This is a genomic window from Streptomyces sp. ISL-87 (assembly GCF_018614095.1).
Taxonomy (GTDB): domain Bacteria; phylum Actinomycetota; class Actinomycetes; order Streptomycetales; family Streptomycetaceae; genus Streptomyces.
Genome location: NZ_JAGGOY010000107.1, coordinates 1 through 16,268 on the forward strand (window position 1 = coordinate 1; position 16,268 = coordinate 16,268).

The 16,268-nt window shown below is 70.3% G+C and carries 12 protein-coding genes; 1 reads left to right on the top strand and 11 read right to left on the bottom strand.

Annotation, left to right across the window (positions count from 1 at the left end; all coding sequences use genetic code 11):
- The 11 genes from J7I97_RS32035 to J7I97_RS32085 all read right to left on the bottom strand — a co-directional run.
- Nucleotides 1–2,056, bottom strand: a 2,056-nt coding sequence (locus J7I97_RS32035) for a trypsin-like peptidase domain-containing protein (RefSeq protein ID WP_214942111.1), incomplete at its 3' end; no start/stop codon positions are given.
- A gap of 64 nt (nucleotides 2,057–2,120) precedes the next feature.
- Nucleotides 2,121–2,435, bottom strand: a complete 315-nt coding sequence (locus J7I97_RS32040) for a trypco2 family protein (RefSeq protein ID WP_214942113.1) — start codon at nucleotides 2,433–2,435, stop codon at nucleotides 2,121–2,123.
- 548 nt (nucleotides 2,436–2,983) lie between these two features.
- On the bottom strand, nucleotides 2,984–3,892 hold the full coding sequence (locus J7I97_RS32045; protein WP_214942115.1) for a replication-relaxation family protein: 909 nt from the start codon (nucleotides 3,890–3,892) through the stop codon (nucleotides 2,984–2,986).
- Nucleotides 3,889–6,477 (bottom strand): ATP/GTP-binding protein, encoded by a 2,589-nt coding sequence (locus tag J7I97_RS32050; RefSeq protein WP_251059368.1) that lies wholly within the window; start codon nucleotides 6,475–6,477, stop codon nucleotides 3,889–3,891. Before J7I97_RS32050 ends, J7I97_RS32045 begins: the two co-directional genes overlap by 4 nt.
- Nucleotides 6,462–7,118: a hypothetical protein gene (locus J7I97_RS39185; protein WP_251059369.1), complete on the bottom strand. Its 657-nt coding sequence runs from the start codon at nucleotides 7,116–7,118 to the stop codon at nucleotides 6,462–6,464. The genes J7I97_RS32050 and J7I97_RS39185 overlap by 16 nt, the downstream gene beginning before the upstream one ends.
- Nucleotides 7,115–8,236, bottom strand: coding sequence for a C40 family peptidase (locus tag J7I97_RS32060; protein ID WP_308378378.1), 1,122 nt, complete (start codon nucleotides 8,234–8,236; stop codon nucleotides 7,115–7,117). Before J7I97_RS32060 ends, J7I97_RS39185 begins: the two co-directional genes overlap by 4 nt.
- Nucleotides 8,233–11,064, bottom strand: coding sequence for a hypothetical protein (locus J7I97_RS32065; protein WP_214942117.1), 2,832 nt, complete (start codon nucleotides 11,062–11,064; stop codon nucleotides 8,233–8,235). Before J7I97_RS32065 ends, J7I97_RS32060 begins: the two co-directional genes overlap by 4 nt.
- Nucleotides 11,061–13,640 carry an ATP-binding protein gene (locus J7I97_RS32070; RefSeq protein ID WP_214942119.1) on the bottom strand — a complete coding sequence of 860 codons (2,580 nt, stop codon included), beginning with the start codon at nucleotides 13,638–13,640 and terminating at the stop codon, nucleotides 11,061–11,063. The genes J7I97_RS32065 and J7I97_RS32070 overlap by 4 nt, the downstream gene beginning before the upstream one ends.
- Entirely contained in the window at nucleotides 13,637–14,191 is a 555-nt protein-coding gene (locus tag J7I97_RS32075) for a hypothetical protein (RefSeq protein WP_214942122.1), read from the bottom strand. The genes J7I97_RS32070 and J7I97_RS32075 overlap by 4 nt, the downstream gene beginning before the upstream one ends.
- Nucleotides 14,188–14,496: a hypothetical protein gene (locus tag J7I97_RS32080; protein WP_214942125.1), complete on the bottom strand. Its 309-nt coding sequence runs from the start codon at nucleotides 14,494–14,496 to the stop codon at nucleotides 14,188–14,190. The genes J7I97_RS32075 and J7I97_RS32080 overlap by 4 nt, the downstream gene beginning before the upstream one ends.
- Nucleotides 14,493–15,539 (bottom strand): conjugal transfer protein, encoded by a 1,047-nt coding sequence (locus tag J7I97_RS32085; RefSeq protein ID WP_214942127.1) that lies wholly within the window; start codon nucleotides 15,537–15,539, stop codon nucleotides 14,493–14,495. Before J7I97_RS32085 ends, J7I97_RS32080 begins: the two co-directional genes overlap by 4 nt.
- A 452-nt stretch (nucleotides 15,540–15,991) precedes the next feature.
- On the opposite strand from J7I97_RS32085, the gene J7I97_RS32090 reads away from it, so the two are divergent.
- Nucleotides 15,992–16,252: a hypothetical protein gene (locus tag J7I97_RS32090; RefSeq protein WP_214942129.1), complete on the top strand. Its 261-nt coding sequence runs from the start codon at nucleotides 15,992–15,994 to the stop codon at nucleotides 16,250–16,252.
- The last annotated feature ends 16 nt before the right edge of the window (nucleotides 16,253–16,268 follow it).

Genomic DNA, 16,268 nt, shown 5'->3' on the forward strand with positions numbered 1-16,268 from the left:
CCAGCAGCACCCCGAGATTGCGCATGGCGTCGGTGTCGCCGGTCTGGGCGGCCTTCTCCCACCAGTGGCGGGCGCCGTCCAGGTCCGGCGGATCCTGGCCCGCCAGCAGCACCCCGAGATTGAACATGGCGCTGGTGACTCCGGTTTGGGCGGTTCGCTCGAACCCGCTGATGCTGACGGGACGGTTGCCTCGTTGATAAGCGGCCACGGCGACGCCGAACGCTTCATCACTGTCGGCCCGAGCGAGGGCTTCCTGCCAGGACCGATCACGTACGGGACGGGGAGGGCCGGTCTGGCCGTCGTCGGCGGCGACGAGGTAATCGTAGGCGCGGTAGCCGAGCATCTGAGGTCCGCCGGTCGATTCGGACAGGGACACGGTGAGCAGCAGGGCGGCGTCGGCGCCTGTGCCCGAACCCAGTGGTTTGCGTGCCTTCTTGATCGCGGCGGTGATCTTCTTGTGGGTGACCTGGTGTGCTGGGTTTTCCTTCGCCAGCACGCTGCTGGCGATCTCGAGCAGGTCCGTCTCAGGGATGGGCCGGGTCAGGCCGGTGCGGGCCCAGTCGATGGCGGTGCGGACCACCGTGTGCAGCACAGGGTTCGCCATCTCGCTGTCGTGATAGATCATCAGTAGTTCGGGGGCGTAGCCGAGCCGCTCGGCCAATCCAGCGCCGTCCAAGGGCTGTTTGGGGTAGGCGGCCTGGGCCGCAGCCTGCTCCTCGGGGTCCTCGGCGGTGCTGCGCAGCTCGATGGTGACAGCGGCACTGAGCAGGTTGTGGGTGTCGCGGGTGAGCTCGCCAGTGGCTTCGCGAAGCCGAAGGCGGGCCTCCTGCCGGAGGGTGGCCACCACCAGGGTTTCGCCGGGCCGGGCGAGGAGCGCGGTCAGCATGGCGGGGGTCAGCGGTTGGGTGGTGGTGAGGAACCGGTCGAGGTCATCGAGCCAGACCACCAGCGGGTCGCTGCTGCCGTGCAGCCGGGGGTGGTCTGCCAGGTTGGCCAGCCGTTGGGGGGTGGGCGCGGCAAGGCGGGCGTCCTGCCAGGCGGCGTGGATCGCCTCGAAGACGGTGCGGGTCTTGCCGGCCTTGGCAGGACCGACCAGGAGCACGAACCGGCCGGGCTCCAGGGCGTCATGCAGGCGGGAGTCGACCTCTTGCCCGGTGCGGGGCACGTATCGGTCGTGCACGCCGTAGGTGTCGCGGGTGCCGTAGTCGGAGGAGATCGTCCCGAGTCGGTAGGGGTCCAGATCACGGACTCTGGGCAGGTCACCACTGGTGTCGTCGATGACGTCAACGAGCCCTGGGAGCGGCTTCACCGGCTCCGCGGACGCCACCGCCAGCTGCTCGACAGGGGGCAGCTGGAGGGTGGCGGCAACTTGTCGCGTGTCCTGATCGGTTTCGGCGTGCTTGCAGAGTGTGTCGAAGGCGACCAGCTGCACCGCAGACGCCCCCTGCCGCGGATGGTGCTCGACGATCACCCCGATCGCCCGGTCGGCGTGGAAAACCAGTGCCCCGGACAGGCCGCCCCACACCGGGTCCGTCGCCTCCTCCTCACCGACGTCACCCGAGGCGGGCGGCTCAACGGAGGTCAGCACCGGCTCGTGCATCAGAAGCCGTCCGGTTTCGGCCTCATTGGTCTGGTAGATGATGCCGTGAAGCTCGGCGGTGTGCCGGGCCGCGTGGGCGGGATCCCGCTGGAACAGCGGGAATCCGATCGCGGTGCAGTCACGCAGCACTCCGCTGCGGGTGCGGTCGACCCGGGCGAAGACCGGGGCGGGAAGATCGGCTTCCCCCAGCGCGTCGGTGAGGCACAGCACGGCCACATCCAGTCCCGGTACTGCCACAAGGGCATCCACCGTGGCGGCGGCTCCGTCGCTGGCCCGGACGACCCGCAACCCGCGCGTCGCCGTGCCCGTTTTCTTATCGCGTGTGCAGTGTTCCGCGGTCAGCACCCGTCGGTCTCCCACGAGAAAGCCGGAACCGAGCTGCTCCCGCCCATCGGGCAGGGTGGCGATCACTGCCACGACCCGGGCCAGCGGAATTCCGGTATCGGTGGAAGGCACCGGCTCTACACCTCCGCCTTGCTCGTCGACCTGCACGTGGCCACTGGGCCGCCCTGTGCTGGGGCTAGGAGTGAGGACCGACGGTGTCGCCGCTGGCGGTGGCCGAGGAGATCGTGAAATCGGTCGTCAGCGTGCCGTCCTTGGACTGCCACACGGGGGACAGGCGAAGTGTGAGGGTTTGGGTGACCGCGGCTTCCCACTTGCCTCCCAGGCCCAGAACGGACCATCCGATCTTGCCGTTGGCCTCCTTGGTCACGGCGGCCTGCACGGTCAGCTCGATCGGTTCCAGCCGGAACTGCATTTGCCGGCTCCGGCCCTGCTCTACAGCGGTAGTCAGCTCGGCCCGGAGGGCCTCGATCGCCGCCGCCAACTCCACCACGGCTCTATCCATGGACACTCCCGGATCGCCTTCAACACCAAGCATCGTGCCACGGAACGATCAACTACCTTCGACTCCTACCTCGGCTGGGAGTGTCGCGTCGATGACGTAGCCGGTGGAACGCGCCGACCACGCGGCACCACAATCTGAGCAGCCCAGCGTGCCTGGGACGGCCGAGAACGCCAGAGACTGGGCCTAGAACACAAAGACCTGCTCACCCAGCTGGCGAATGGGGCTTCGTCCGACGACGACCTACTTGCTGATCACCGCGAACAGAACCACCTCGCCCTCGCAACGCCTGCGACGTTGCGGCGTAATAGGGATGCGCCCCACCTTTGACTCGGCTCCCTATCCCGGAGGCGGCTGGTTATCGGGCCTGCCCGGCATTGAGGAGCACGTGTGGTGCACGTTTGCGTGCGTGGACCGTACTGTGCACTTTCACGAGTACGCCGACATCTGGTGCATCGGCGCGTCGTGCTCGTCTTGCGCGTGGCGGTGGTCGGCCCGTTCGGTGGCGCTCAGGCCGGCGGGCGGCCGGGGATCCCGGTTCACAGCTGGGTCCAGCCGCGCGGCTCGTCGCTCCCGGCCAGCGGTGTCCACACTTTCGCCTGGGGTCCTTCGGTTTCGAGGTCTTCGAGGATGGTCGCGCCGAGGGGGACGTGGGCGCCGAGGCGGGTGACGAGGTCGTGGTCGGCGGTCATGCGCCGCAGGTCGGTGATCCGGTTGGTGAGGGTTGGGCGGGGCGCGCCGGTGAGGATGAACAAGATCCTCGGGAAGCGGGGGTAGGAGCGCTGCCAGGCGAGCATGGCGGCCTGGTCGGCGATGGTGCCGCGTCGGCCGATGGGTTGGGGGGTGTAGTCGTGGAAGCGGGCGTAGGAGATGAGTTTGCGGGCGAGGCGTTCGCTGCTCATGGTGGTGCGGTCGATCTCGACGAACGCCCGGTATTGCAGCCGGCGGGGCCGGACGGCGGTGTAGTGGAGGACCGCGTCGGCGATGAGCCGGTCCTCGCCGCCGGTGTCGGGGAGGCGGTGGGTGACTTCGGGTACCCAGTCCAGGGGTTCGTACTCGTCACCGCGGGCGCGGGCGTCGGTGAGGAAGGCGAGGTGGGCGCGGACGCCGGTGAGGGTGTGGGCGGCGCGCAGTGATGCCGCGGCCGCGTTTTGAATGACGGTCGCTGAGCGGCCGCGGAGTTCGGGCCAGTCGTGGACGGCTTGGGCTCCGGCGCTGGTGAGGAAATGGGCCTGGAGCCGGCGGCGGCCTCCCAGCACGGTGTGGGCGATCAACCCGTCCTCGCGTAGCGGCGCGAGCACGCGGTGGATCTTGCGGGGCGGGGTGTGCGGGGTGAGCATCTGGTGGAGCTGGGTGGTGGTCAGCAGACGGTGCTGCGCGATCAGTGCGAGGGCCCGGTGGGCGTGGGTGTCCTCGGCGGCCGGCTGGAGCATGGTCTGGGTGGTCATGCGTACTGGTCTCCTGCGTCGTCATCGTCATCGGTGGTGGGTGTGGCGCGGGTGGTGAGAAAGTCACGGACCCGCTGTTCTTGGGCGAGTGCGATCGCGGTGCGCTTCGACAGGGGGAGGGCGCCCGCGTTGTCGTGCGCGGCCTGACGCAGAGCGGCGACTTTGCCGGGCTGGGCGAGGTCGCCGAATACCTCTGCGAGTTCGGGACCGCGGATCAGCAGCGGGCCGACGCGTTTGCCCGCGACGGTGAAGGACGCGTAATGCCACCACCGGTCAAGGCCGGCGACGTCGTGAGGCGTGACGGTGTCAGGCCACTGATCGGTGATCTCCGTGATGGCATCGATGGATCCGGCCGTGGTGGACAGACAGGAGGCGTTCTGCATCAAGGCGGCACGGGTGGTGGGGCTGAGACGGTGCAACACCTGGGTCATGCCATGCAGGCGGCAACCGAATTTGCGTAGTTGCTCGGTGATCTCCGCCAGGACGGTGGAAGAGTCTTGGGCCAGTGAGATCAGTTCGTCCAGGTAGAACCGGAAGGAACGCCGTTGCTGCTCGGGGAGGTCGCGGCGGGACAGGCCGGCACGCAGGAAGTCGTGGACGACCAGGGAGACCAGGAGACGGTCGGTGGGCCCGGTTCCCGGCGGGCAGATCCACAACACGTGCCCGTCGTCCATGGCGCGGCGAATGTCGTAGCCGCTGAGGGGACATCCCAGGAACGCGCGGGTGACAGGGGACGCGCCGAGACGCTCCAGCGGGTTCAAGACGGTGAGCAGCGCGTCTTTGGGGATGTCGGGGAAGCTGCGCGACCACCAGTGCCGGGCCTGTGGCTCCAGGGTGGACAGGGCCAGATGGCGAAACGTCGGATCAGTCAGCAGTGTCTGGACCTGGAAAATGGTGGCCTGCTGCTTGGAGGCGGCGGCCGCGACGGCGGCCGCGTTGACACTCACCAGTGCCTCGACGGCCTTGGTCAAGATGGTGAGCGCGCGTGGCGCGCTCAGGTCGCCCCACCCCAGGGCACTGGCGAATGCCTCGATGACCGCGGCGCTCACCTCGTGGGGCGGCTGCCTGCTGGTCATGTCGAGGAGATTCCAGCAGCCGAGCATGTCGCCGGGCTCGCGCACCGTCAGGTCGAACAATGCGACCTTGTCCATGATCGCGTCGTGCGCGAGGTAGCGGGCGACGTCCGCGAACGAATCGCCGTGCGGGTCCACAAAGGCGAGGCCCCTGCTGTTGTGGGCGCTCGCGACGGCCTGTACCTGGGCGCGCATCGTCTTGCCCCACCCGGACTTGCCCGACTGGATCTCGAAAAGGGTGTCGTCCTCACGGGTCGCCAGCAGCCGTTCGCGGCCGTCCGATCCCCGGTACCAGCCCTGCGGCACCAAGTCCTTGCCGACCTCGTAGGTCGGCATGTCGCTTTCCATGAGCGGCACCCGCGCGGTGACCGTCGGCGGCTTGAGGAACCCTGCCAACTCCTCGATGTGAGCCCACCCGCCCCGGGCCGGTCTCATCAAGGCCGTGGTCCAGCGCTTGTCGAATCGGTCCTTCCACGGCCACCGGTCCGGCCCGATACGCACCGGCCCCAGTGACCAGCCGAGCGAGGACAGACGAGAGGCGCCCGCGTAGACGTCCATGGCCGCATTGATCCGGCTGAGCCGCTGCTCCGCGTGTCCGTCCGCGTTGGATGCGCAGCGCACCAGGATCTGGACGCGGACCAGCCCGGGAGTGTGGGCGAGCTTGCCCAGTACCTCGTCGCGGTCCAAACGGCGGGGCTGGGGTGACATCACCATCTGGCCGCGGGGGTTACCTCGCCATTCGGCCGGATCCAGCAGCTTGCCCATCGCGATGGGGAGACTGTCGGTGGAGTCCTGGGTGAGCCACCGTGCCTCGCGTTGTGCTTCGCGGCGGGCTTTCTCGCGGGCTCGCTGCATGGTCTGCCATCGGCGTGTGACCAGGTGCCAACGGGAGGCGGGGGAGAGGTCCACGCATACCTCGGCCATGTCGCCGAGATCGGCGTCCAGGTCGGCGACGGCATCGAGGAGCGGTTGCAGCGGATCGGGGTCCAAGGGGACGTCGCGCAGCCGGGATCCGGGCTCACCGTGCAGGGTCAGTACCGCGCGGACCATATGGTCACGCCGCTTGTCGGCGATCGGGGCGGCGGGCTTGGCGTGGACGCGGGCACCGTAGGGGGTCTGGGCCAGCAGCATGTGCGCGGTCGCGGGGGCCTCGATCCGGTAGGTCAGGGGTCGGGTGCCGTCGGCGCGCAGTCGAAGCCGCAGCGTGCGGGCCCGGCGCGGGGTCCACCACGGGCCTGAGCCGGCGGCCCGAACCAACTGCATGCCCTGTCGCCAGATCTGTTCCGGGCTCGGGTCGAACTGGGGGGTGGGTGTCAGCTCGATGTAGGTGCGCTGCGAGAGGGCTTCGGCGGCTAGGCGCTGTTGCAGGGCATTCCATCCGAGCAGCACGCCTGCCGCGATCAGGGCCAGCCACCAGGAGTTCGCGAGCGTCCAACGGGCGAACGCTGCGAGGGCGTCGATGAATGCGGCGCCCATGGTGAGCATTCCCGACGCCATCAGGTGCGGTTCCATGATTCTCCGTTCTGGGTGTAGTGGACCGTCGCGGTGCGTCCGTCGAGGAAGGTCCCGGCCCGGTCGGCTCCGGCCCACACCAGCCGCACCACGGCCCGCACCGATGCCGGCGTCTGCTGCTCGGGGGTGCCGGTCGGGGTCGGGGTGGTGTCGCGGCGGGCGGTAGCGGCCTGGATCCGTACCTGCGTGTAGCCGGCCGTCTCGCCGAGCCACGCTGTACGGCCCAGCGCGAGCAGCCGTTGTTCATCGCCGGCAGGCAGGTCTGGGGCGCTCGCCCGGTCCAGGGCCTGCTGGATGAGCGGGTCGGCGGCCGGTCCCGAACCGGGCGGCGGTAGCTCCACCGGCCCGGACGGCTGCGACGACTGGGGGGTGGTGCCTGGTGTCGTCCGGGCCGGGACATCCGGCCCGGCGGCCGCCGGTGTCGATTCCGTGCGGTGGCTTTCCGGTGGGGATGCGGGCGGCTCGGGGGAGGTCGTGGCGGGGTCCGGGTTCCACGGCCGGGCCGCCCCGGCCCGCGGACCGGCGGAGCCTGCGGGACGGTCCGGATCCTGCAACCCCACATACAGGAGCAGGGTTCCGGCGGCGGTGAGGACGGCGGCGGCTTGGACGAGCCGGCCGCCCGTCCAACGGGAGGCGCTCACAGCAGCCTCGCCCCTCCCGCATAGTCGGGCATCGCGGTGACGGGGTCGATCAGGACCGGCTTCCCGGGCCGGGGCGCGTTGATCATCTTTCCCTCTCCGAGGTAGATGCCCACGTGGTGGATGGTCGAATTGGAGGTGGGGCTGTAGCCGAAAAAGATCAGGTCGCCGGGTTGCAGGGCGTTGTAGCCGGCCGACGCCGGGATCCGTCGGCCCACCTCGGCCTGACCGGCGGCCGTGCGCGGCAGGCTGATCCCGGCCTTGGAGTACGCGTACTGGGTCAGTCCTGAGCAGTCGAAGCCGGTCACGGTGCGTCCGTCCTGCCCTCCGGGGGAGCAGCAGATTCCGGTGGTGGGGCCGCTGGGGCCGCCTCCACCCCAGGAGTAGGGCAATCCCTGTTGGGCCAGGGCGGCCTGGATGACGGCGCCGACGTTCCCCGAGGGCAGGGCAGGAACCCTTCCGAGGGCGTCGTAGCGGTCGATGCCCGACATCACGTCGTCCACGTACGCCCATGACAGGTTGTAGGTGTGGATGGCGGCGCGGAGCTCGTCGCGGTTGCTCAGGTCGCGGCCTTTGCCGCAGAGGTAGACGGCCGCCGACGCGGCGGCGTCGTCCGCGTTGTGCGGGTTGATCGTCCCGTCCGCGTTGCCGTCCTTCCCGTACGCACGGAACGTTTCGGGCAGGAACTGGAAGGGGCCCACGGCCCGCTCGTACTCGGAATCGTTGTCCCACAGTCCGCCGTCGGTGTCGGGGATGGCGGTGGTGTTCCCGCCGGTGCCGGAGCCGTCCAGTCGCGGGCCGACGATGCTCGGGGTGATGTCCCCGCTCGCTCCGACGGCGTGGCCGGACGCGTGGTCGGACTCGATGCGGGCGATCCCGGCGAGGATCTGCCAGCGCATGCCCTTGCACCCGGCCACGTGCGCGGTGACCTGCGCGGCGCCGGTGAGGTAGGCGGCCATCATCCGTTCGGGGATCCCGGCTTCGGCCGCGCTCACGGTCCCGGTGATGGATCCGCCCGTCTGGTTTGTGGCCGCGGCTGACATCAGCACCGTCGCGGTGCAGCCCACGGCCGCGACCAGGAGCAGCACACCCAGACATCCCAGTTTCTTCCAGCGTTTCACTGGTCACCGGCCTCCTCGCGGCGACGGCGTTCGGCGACGCGTTCGTCGAACCGTCGGCGTAGCCGCTCGGCGTTCGCGGCGGCCGCCGCGTCGTCGGGCTGCCGGGACCGGGATGGGGTGTTGGGCGTCGGGTTCGAGACGGGGCGGGGCCGGATCGGGTTGGGGCGTGGGGGCGTCGGCTGTGCACTGGTTGGGTTGGGGTCCGCGAGGGGGTGAGACGGGCCCGGGGCCGTGCGTGGCGCCGGGCGAACGGGGCGGGGCCGGATCGGGTCGGGGCGTGGGGTCGGGGGTTGTGCGCTGTCGGTGGTGAGATCGACCCTGCGGGTGGGGCGGACGGTGGATGTGGCAGGGGTGTTCTCGCCTGTCCAGGCGGGTGTGTCCTGGCGGCTGATGCTCGCGCGCGGGCCGGGGCCCGCGCCGCTGCCGGCCAGTGGGGCGGCGTAGATCGCCGCGCTGATCGCGGTGTCGCGCACGGCACGGCCGGCGGACTGCGCGGCCTCGTGGGTGTTCTGGAAGACGGGTTGCCATGCGGCGGCGTCCTCCCGCACGTGATAGCGGGCCACGTCCAGTTGTTGGCGGACGTCGTCGGTGAACTCGGAACGGATGGTGTTCGCGCGGTGGATGGTGCGCGGCAGTCCCAGGGTCGCGCCGTACGCGACGCGCGCGGTGCGGGAGGCGATGCGGTAGCCGCGCAGCCGTGAGGCGCCGGCGTGGATCCGGGAACCCAGGAGCGGCCGGTCGGTGTCGGGGTCATGCAGGATGTGACCGGTCCATTCGTCCACCACCAACTCGCCCTTCGCGCCCGCCTTGCCGGGGACGGCACCGACCGCGTTTTGGCCGGCCACGGCGGCCAGGAGCGCGACGGCCGGGTGTTGCCGGGGTTTGGGTCCGATCAGCGCGGTGTGCGCGCCGCGCAGGACCATCGCGATCGGTGCGAAGCCGCGCCGGCCTTCGGCCAGGGCGTCGCCGAGCAGCCGGCCGGGAGACATCGCCGTGCCGGCGCCGTCGCTCATCGCGGCGAGCCTGCCGAGCGAGCCCCCCAGCCCCACTCCGCCGCCTCCCCCGCCTCCGCCGCCTCTGCCGTGCATGGCGATGGCCGCGCCGATCTCGGAGTTGTCGCCGCTCAGGTGGCTTCCGCCGACCTTCTTGTAGCGCATCCGGCTCGCCATGCGTTGCCCGAAGCCGGCCGTCGCGGCCAGGACCCGGCGATGCATGATCAGGAACGCGACGGCGATGGCGTCCACCAGTAGCAGCCGTTCCACCATCGTGTCCGGGCCGCCCTCGGACAGGACCGCGTCCACGGCGATACCGAACAGCGGCAGGGCCATCGCGGCCATGAAAGAGACCATCGCGGAGATGATGAACACCCCGAACCAGCGCCACAGCAGCATGCGTGAGGGTCCGGGCAGCATCGACCACACCCATGCGATGGGTCCGCCGGCGGCCGCGGCCGCGTCGGCGCCCTGGGCGCCGAGCATCACCACCGACATCGAGATGACCATCAGCGTCACGACAATGACCGCGAGGAGCAGGGCGACCACCGACCACACCCGATCCCAAGTCGGCTTCTTCGCGAACTCGGCGCACTCCTTGCCCACCGAATCCGCTTTCTCCAGATTGGTGATCAGCTGCTGGAAGGAGACCTCTCTCCCGGGGCCGGTCCCGTTCTCGCAGTACTCCTTGGCCTGCGGGTTGTCGAAGCGGTCGCAGGGGGTGACCGCGGATTCGCAGTACTTCTTGGATTCGCCGTGCAGCGACCCGCAGGGATCCTTCTGCTCCTGTTCGGCGAGCGACTTCTCGCAGGATTCCTTGAGAGGCCCGACCGCCCCTTCGCACTTCTTCTTTGCGTCCTCGCCGGAAACGGGCTTCTGGGGCCCGTTGCCCATCACCCACTGCTTGTGTGCCGCGTACGCGGCCTTGTCGCTGGCCTTCTTCGGATCGAGGACGCGGCCGTATTGCAGCAGCATGTAGGGCTTGACCACCAGGGCGTCGGTGAGCGCGTTCTGGATCGGGACGGTCACCGTGTTGACGTCGGACCGGGCCCGGTCCCGCTCCTGTAGACAGCTCGGGTTCGGCTGAGCGACTCCGGTGGCGCACGAACCCGCCCCTCCGAAGTAGGAGGTGGTGGTGATGGACGCGACTTCGATGGCGGCCTTGTGGGTCTGGGCTACCGGCCCGTCCTTGCCGAGCAGGTAGTCGGGGCGGACGAACGCACTGGCGGCGAATGCCACGATGAAAAGCGTCATCGTGATCTCTCCGAGGCCGGTGCCGACCTTCCCCCGGACGAACAGGATCAGTCCGAAGATGAACGCCCACGCGAGGAACAACCCTTCGATGCCGAGCGGGGCGACCACATGACGTTCGTAGCCGTCGGCGATCTTCTGCGCGGGATCCGTCAGAAGGGTGGTGATGGGGAACTTGAAAACGAACCCGATCAGCCAGCAGGACATTCCGACCAGCAGCCGCACCAGCGTGAACAGGCCGCTGAGCAGCATGCGCTGGATCTCGCCGACCGCGTCATACGGTATGCCGCCGGTCTTGATCGCGGCTTCTGCGGGGGTGAGCCCGGCGTTCGGTGACATGCTCTCCAGCTGGTAGCCGCTGAGCGGCGCACCCTCGCTGCTGAGGACGTCCAGCGGGCCCAACAGGCCCCCGCCGGACGCGGCCTCGTCGGTGGCCGCCGCCGCGACCGCGGTGTTCGTCACCAGGAACACCACCGTGAGCAGCGCGACGAACCCGATTGCGCGCAGGGTTCCCCGATCGAAGCCGGCGAACCACCGCCGCACACAGGCCGTCCCCCACCGCCACACATTGGCCGCGCCGGTCATGAGATTCTCCCGCCGGCCGAGGACCGCGCCGCACGGCCGGGGGTGGTGAAGATGGCTTCCTTGATGCGGGGGACCTGGGGGACGACGACCTTGATCCGGCCGACCTGCATGCGCGGATCACGCAGCAGCATTTCGCCCTCGCGGCCGACCTGGCCGACGGGTGACAGGCCGGTGGTCACCAGCCGGACAAGGTCCTCGTCCTCGCCGTCGAGTCCCAGGAACTTCAGGCCCTTGGCCGCGCGGACGCTGTCGGTGGTGCGGGTCAGGAACCGGTAGGCGATCAGCCCGGCGTCCTTGCCGAGTTCCTCGACGTCGTGCGCACCCAGGAAAACGCCGGCGCCGTGTTTGCGGCCGTCGTGCAGGATCTCGTGGACTAGCGCGGCCCCCTCGGCGGAGGAGGTGAGCCAGTAGACCTCGTCCAGGGACACCAGGCAGAACCGGTCGGGGTCGGTGAACGCGGCCTGTCGGGCGATGGCCGCGATCAGATACAGCACCGCTCGCCCGATCAGCGCCTCCAACGGCTGCTGACGCAATACCTCGGCGTCGGCGAACGCCTCCTTGGGCGGGAGAGTCAGACCGGCGGTCGTGACCACCACCATGTCCGCGCCCAAGTCCCCGTCCAGTGTCACCGGCGGCAGGTCCGGATCGAACACCATGGCGGCCAGCGGGTTTCCACGCACGATCCGCAGCAGGTCGGCCATGGTCGCCGCCGCGTCCGCGCGGGTGGCGCCACCGTTTTGAGCGAGCGTCGCGAGGACGTCCAGCACCTTGCCCATGGACGGCTCGGGGCCGCCGGACACCTCCTTGACGGCGTGGTGGAGCACGGCGCCGGCGGCCGTCATCGCTCCGACCCCCAGTTGCAGCGTCAGATACGACAGGGCGTAGTGGGCGCCGACCGCACCGCCGAAAACCCGCAGGGGGTCGATGGAGATCTTGGCCTTCGCGGCGTCGATGATCTGGCAGCGCGTCCCCATGGACGCCTGCGCGAAACTGGCCCACTCCCGGATCGGGGTCCGGTCAATGACGATGGCCCGTCCACCCCGGTCCACCACACCGGCGGTGATCAACTTCGCCAGAACGCTCTTGCCGCCACCCAGCTCCCCGCATACCGCGCTCGACGCGGACGCGTTGACCTGGGGCGCGTCGGCCGGGTTCAGCAGGACGGGTCGGATCGTGCCCGCGTCCAGGTCGTGGCCGATCATTATCCCGGCGGGGTCCCCGACCCGGGAGAGGGTCAGCGCGCCACACGCGGCCCAGTCCTCCGACAGCTGGTGCTGGGTGAACTGCCCCAACTGCGCGGCCCGCACCGTTCCCGCAAGCCCCAACGCGAACAAGTCCTCTTGCATGCCGTAGGGACGCTCCACCCGGTAGTCGCCCCCCGACAGGGCCGCCGAAAGCTCCCGCGCCCGCGCGTCACACGTGGCCGCGTCCGGCCCCCACACGGCGAGCACGGTCACCGACTGAACCTCCACCTCCACCGACGTCCGTGCCATCCGCGCGTCCTGCTCGGCGAGATCCCCGGCCGCGTCCGGCAACGAATGCGGCATCCCGGTCGGCTGCGCCCCGTACTGCTCGGCCTGGTCGAGGAGCTCGCGTTTCTTGCGCTGCACCTGCGCGCGTGCCTTCTTCGACGGCACCACCCGCAGGTCCACGGCGACATCGACCGGGAAGGGGAGTCCTTCCAACTGGGCGAGGATGTCGGCGGCCTCCACCGACACTGCGGGCGGGAGCTCTGCCAGGACCAGGTGTGTCTGGTAGCCGGTGCCGGCCTCGGATTCGACCTGGAGCCAGCGGCGCCCGAGCGGCGAGGCTGTTCCGGCCGATCGCCACCACGGCCTGTCACGGCCCGTTCTGCCACCGGTCTTGCGTTCCTTGCGGGCCTCTTGCCCGCCCTCGGCGAGACGGATGCTCCCCAGGTCCGCGTACGAGGGGGAGCGCAGCCGGCCCGCGTGGACACGGCTCCCGTACAGGGGGCTGTGCTCTGCATCGGAGAGGAGAGGCTCCTGCGGCAGGCCGCGGTGAACGGCGTGCTGAAGCATCCACACGATCTCCGCAGGCGACGCCGGGCGCAGTCCCAGACCGCCGCCGAGCGACGATTGGATCCGGTCGGCGTCCGTGAACGCGGCCCGGACATCGGCCTCGGGAACCGGCACCGGCGCGATGTCCAAGCTCGCCGACAACTCGCAGTACAGGGCGGAGAGGGAGGCGGTCGCGGGCGATCCCTTCGACCCGACGGGAACCGCGAGCCACACCGTGCGCTCGTGCATCTCCCGACCGGTCAACAGATCGACCGTCGCCGCGCACGTCTCCGCCCACTCGGGCAACCGCCGCCAATCCACATCGGCGACCATGCGTTCCGCGATCTCGCCGGGGTCGGTGCGGGCCGCCAGGACGAACAGGCGCGGATCCATGCCGGGCATCGACCTCACCAGCGAGGTGATCCGGCCCAAGAGCTCCTGGTGGACGCGGGCGGGCAGGTAGCCCCCCGGAAGCGGCGCCACCCGCCACACCGCCCACACCCGGCCCGACGTGGACCACAGCAGATGACCGGCGACGTGCCGGAACGGGGTCCTCACGCTGCCCTCCCCTCGACCTTGTCAGCGTCGGCCAGCAGCCGCGCGAGACCCGACCCGCCCGCCGCACGACCGGCGACCCTGGCGGGCTTCACCATCGCGGCACGCGGACCGGCCGCACGGCCGGTGACCGAAGCCGGCTTCACCAGGGCGGCATGGGGACTGGCCGCGGGGGCGGGTTGGATAACGAACCGGGCTCGCATCCGGCTGGCCCGCTTGTCGCGGGCGACGCGACCGGCAATCCGACCGGCGGGGTGGCGCAGCAGCAGCGTGAACGCGCCGAGCACGGCGGTGAACGGGTTCTGGCCCGCGATCTGCGCACCCCGCACGCCCCACACCGAGCCCAGCCAGAGCACCACGGGCACCGGACCAGCCCACGACCACCAGTCGTAGCCCTTGATGAGCGCGAACGCCCCACCCCCCAACACCACCAACTGAGCAGGCGTGTAAGGGCCGAACCAGACCGTCCAGTCGCCGATCTTGCCCAACACCCACGGGTGCCGGCGTGCACTCGTGTAGGCCCGCGCGATGCGCGGCCGCACGGCGGTGCTCACAGCACCCGGCCGTTCGTCGCGCTGTCCGGGGTGATCACGACCGTGACGCCGGCGCCCTTGGCCGGGTTCTTCACCTCGTCGGTGACCTTCCCCGACAGGGCGTCCCGGGCGTCGTAGATGCCGAGCGCGATCACCATCGCGATCAGCGCCCCGATCCCGGCCTTCAGGGAGACCTTGCGGGCGACGGTGATCACGACAATCGTCGTCAACGCCGTTTTGAGGCCCGCGTCGCTCCAACCGGACAGAGTCCCGATGATGGAGTCACCGAAAATCTGGAGCTCGCCGGCCAACATCGCGTCCTTCATCGGGCACCACCCGAGACCGACGCGGTGGTGGTAGACGGCGTGGTGGTACCTGTTTCCAGGGCGCTGACCTCCCACCGTCCGGCTCGGGCGGTGACCTCCAGCCGGTACACCAGCGGCCACCGCACCCCGGCCCGGTCCTCACCGACCACCCGGACCTGAACCCGAGCCATCGCCCCGTCGCCAGGCACCGCATCGCCGGCGGCCTGCTCGGCGTCCGCGGTGACGTTCTCAACATCAACCCGCGTGTACGACGTCGCGTTTGGCGCTGACACCCGAACCCCGGGGGACAGATACCGCTCCAGACCCGCGCCCTGCCCACCGCCGAGATAGGTGCGCACGAACTCGCCCAAGGACGTGGCGAGGGCCCCGCCGGAGGAGACGGGGTGCGTGAACCGGGAGGCGGGCACCGCCGCGGGTTCGGGGGCGGCGACCTCCGCCGGCGCCCCCTCGATCGCGAGCGAGCCGCCGTCCTTGCCACCCGTCCCGGACACAGAGAAGTACCGCGCCGCAGGGGCGGCGACGGTCGGGCTTCCGCTTCCCGACGCCGGCTCGGCCCGGTTGGTGAGGGCGGCGACCACCACGGTCCACCCGCCGTCCGGGGCGAACGCCGTGCGCAAGGCAACTACCCGGGCGGCGGGTGCGGCCCCTTCATCGCGGGACCGCTTGGGGAGCTCCGCCTCAGGGGCCAGCGACCGCACGGCCGCGCCGATGGCGCTGTCGGGGGTGCCGGCATCGGCGCGCAGCCAAAGGTCCACGAACATCGCGGCCGTGCCCGCGGGGTCGGCGGGCGGCCGGGCCGTGCCATCGACGCGCGGGGCCGGCGCGGCCTGGGCGACCGTGGTCCGGGGCACGGCGAGCGCGACGGCCAGGGCGAGGGGTCCGGCCGCCAGTGCGGTCCATACCCCGATCCGTGCGAAGCGCGGGCCGAGCGAGACCGTCCGGCCCGCCGTCGGGACCGTCTCCGGCCGCGACGAACGCAGGGACTGCGCCGCGACTCGTCGAGGCGGTCGTACCCGGCTGGGTGGGGGAGTGAGAGGGGGCATGTCGTGCCTTCCCGGGGTGAGGGGATCGTGTCTGCCCCAGGAAACGGCGACGTCCTCACCGGTTGACTCACCGCCGTAAGCCCCCCGGCGTCACGGGCCGACAACGGATCGTGGTGGTGAGTCACCGGTGACTCACCACCACGACACCGGAACATCCCCACCGCAGGTCAGAGCCCTATAGCGCAGCAAACTCACCGGTCACCGCACGGCACCCGGTGACATCACCAACGCAACTCACCGGCCCGCCCCGACAAACTCACCGACCCGATCCGGACTTGAACCGGTGCCGGACAGGGGGCGTCACGGGGGGCGTCACGGGGCGGGTGCGCTTGGCGCGACGTCACCGGCCCGACGCGTTCACCACCCGGCCAACTCGGGCCGTGAAACCGTCTGGTGGCCTTGGGTGTCGGTGGTAGCTTCGACGCTTAGTGGACACGACCGCAGGGGGAGCGATGACGATTTCCACGGTGATGTCCGCGGCAGTCCGATGCGCGCTCGCGGTCTGCCTGCTCGTTCTCGTCCGGCCCGCCGTCGAAGGCACCGGAATACTCTTCTGGTGCCTCACCCTCGGGGCTGTGTTCATCGGCCTGTCGGGGTGCGCGCAGCTCGTGGGGGCGCGAGAACTCACTACCCAACTCACTGTCCTGTCTGTCGGCCTCCTGCTACTGGCCGGAGTGCTGGCGGTCACCGTCGGCGTGGACCTGCCGTTCTAGATGATCAATTCCAAGG

Excerpts from the sequence above, each read along its gene's own strand:
- J7I97_RS32045 (WP_214942115.1), bottom strand. The coding sequence starts at position 3,892 with ATGACCACCCAGACCATGCTCCAGCCGGCCGCCGAGGACACCCACGCC.
- J7I97_RS32050 (WP_251059368.1), bottom strand. The coding sequence starts at position 6,477 with ATGGAACCGCACCTGATGGCGTCGGGAATGCTCACCATGGGCGCCGCA.
- J7I97_RS32065 (WP_214942117.1), bottom strand. The coding sequence starts at position 11,064 with ATGACCGGCGCGGCCAATGTGTGGCGGTGGGGGACGGCCTGTGTGCGG.
- J7I97_RS32080 (WP_214942125.1), bottom strand. The coding sequence starts at position 14,496 with ATGAAGGACGCGATGTTGGCCGGCGAGCTCCAGATTTTCGGTGACTCC.
- J7I97_RS32085 (WP_214942127.1), bottom strand. The coding sequence starts at position 15,539 with ATGCCCCCTCTCACTCCCCCACCCAGCCGGGTACGACCGCCTCGACGA.
- J7I97_RS32090 (WP_214942129.1), top strand. The coding sequence starts at position 15,992 with ATGACGATTTCCACGGTGATGTCCGCGGCAGTCCGATGCGCGCTCGCG.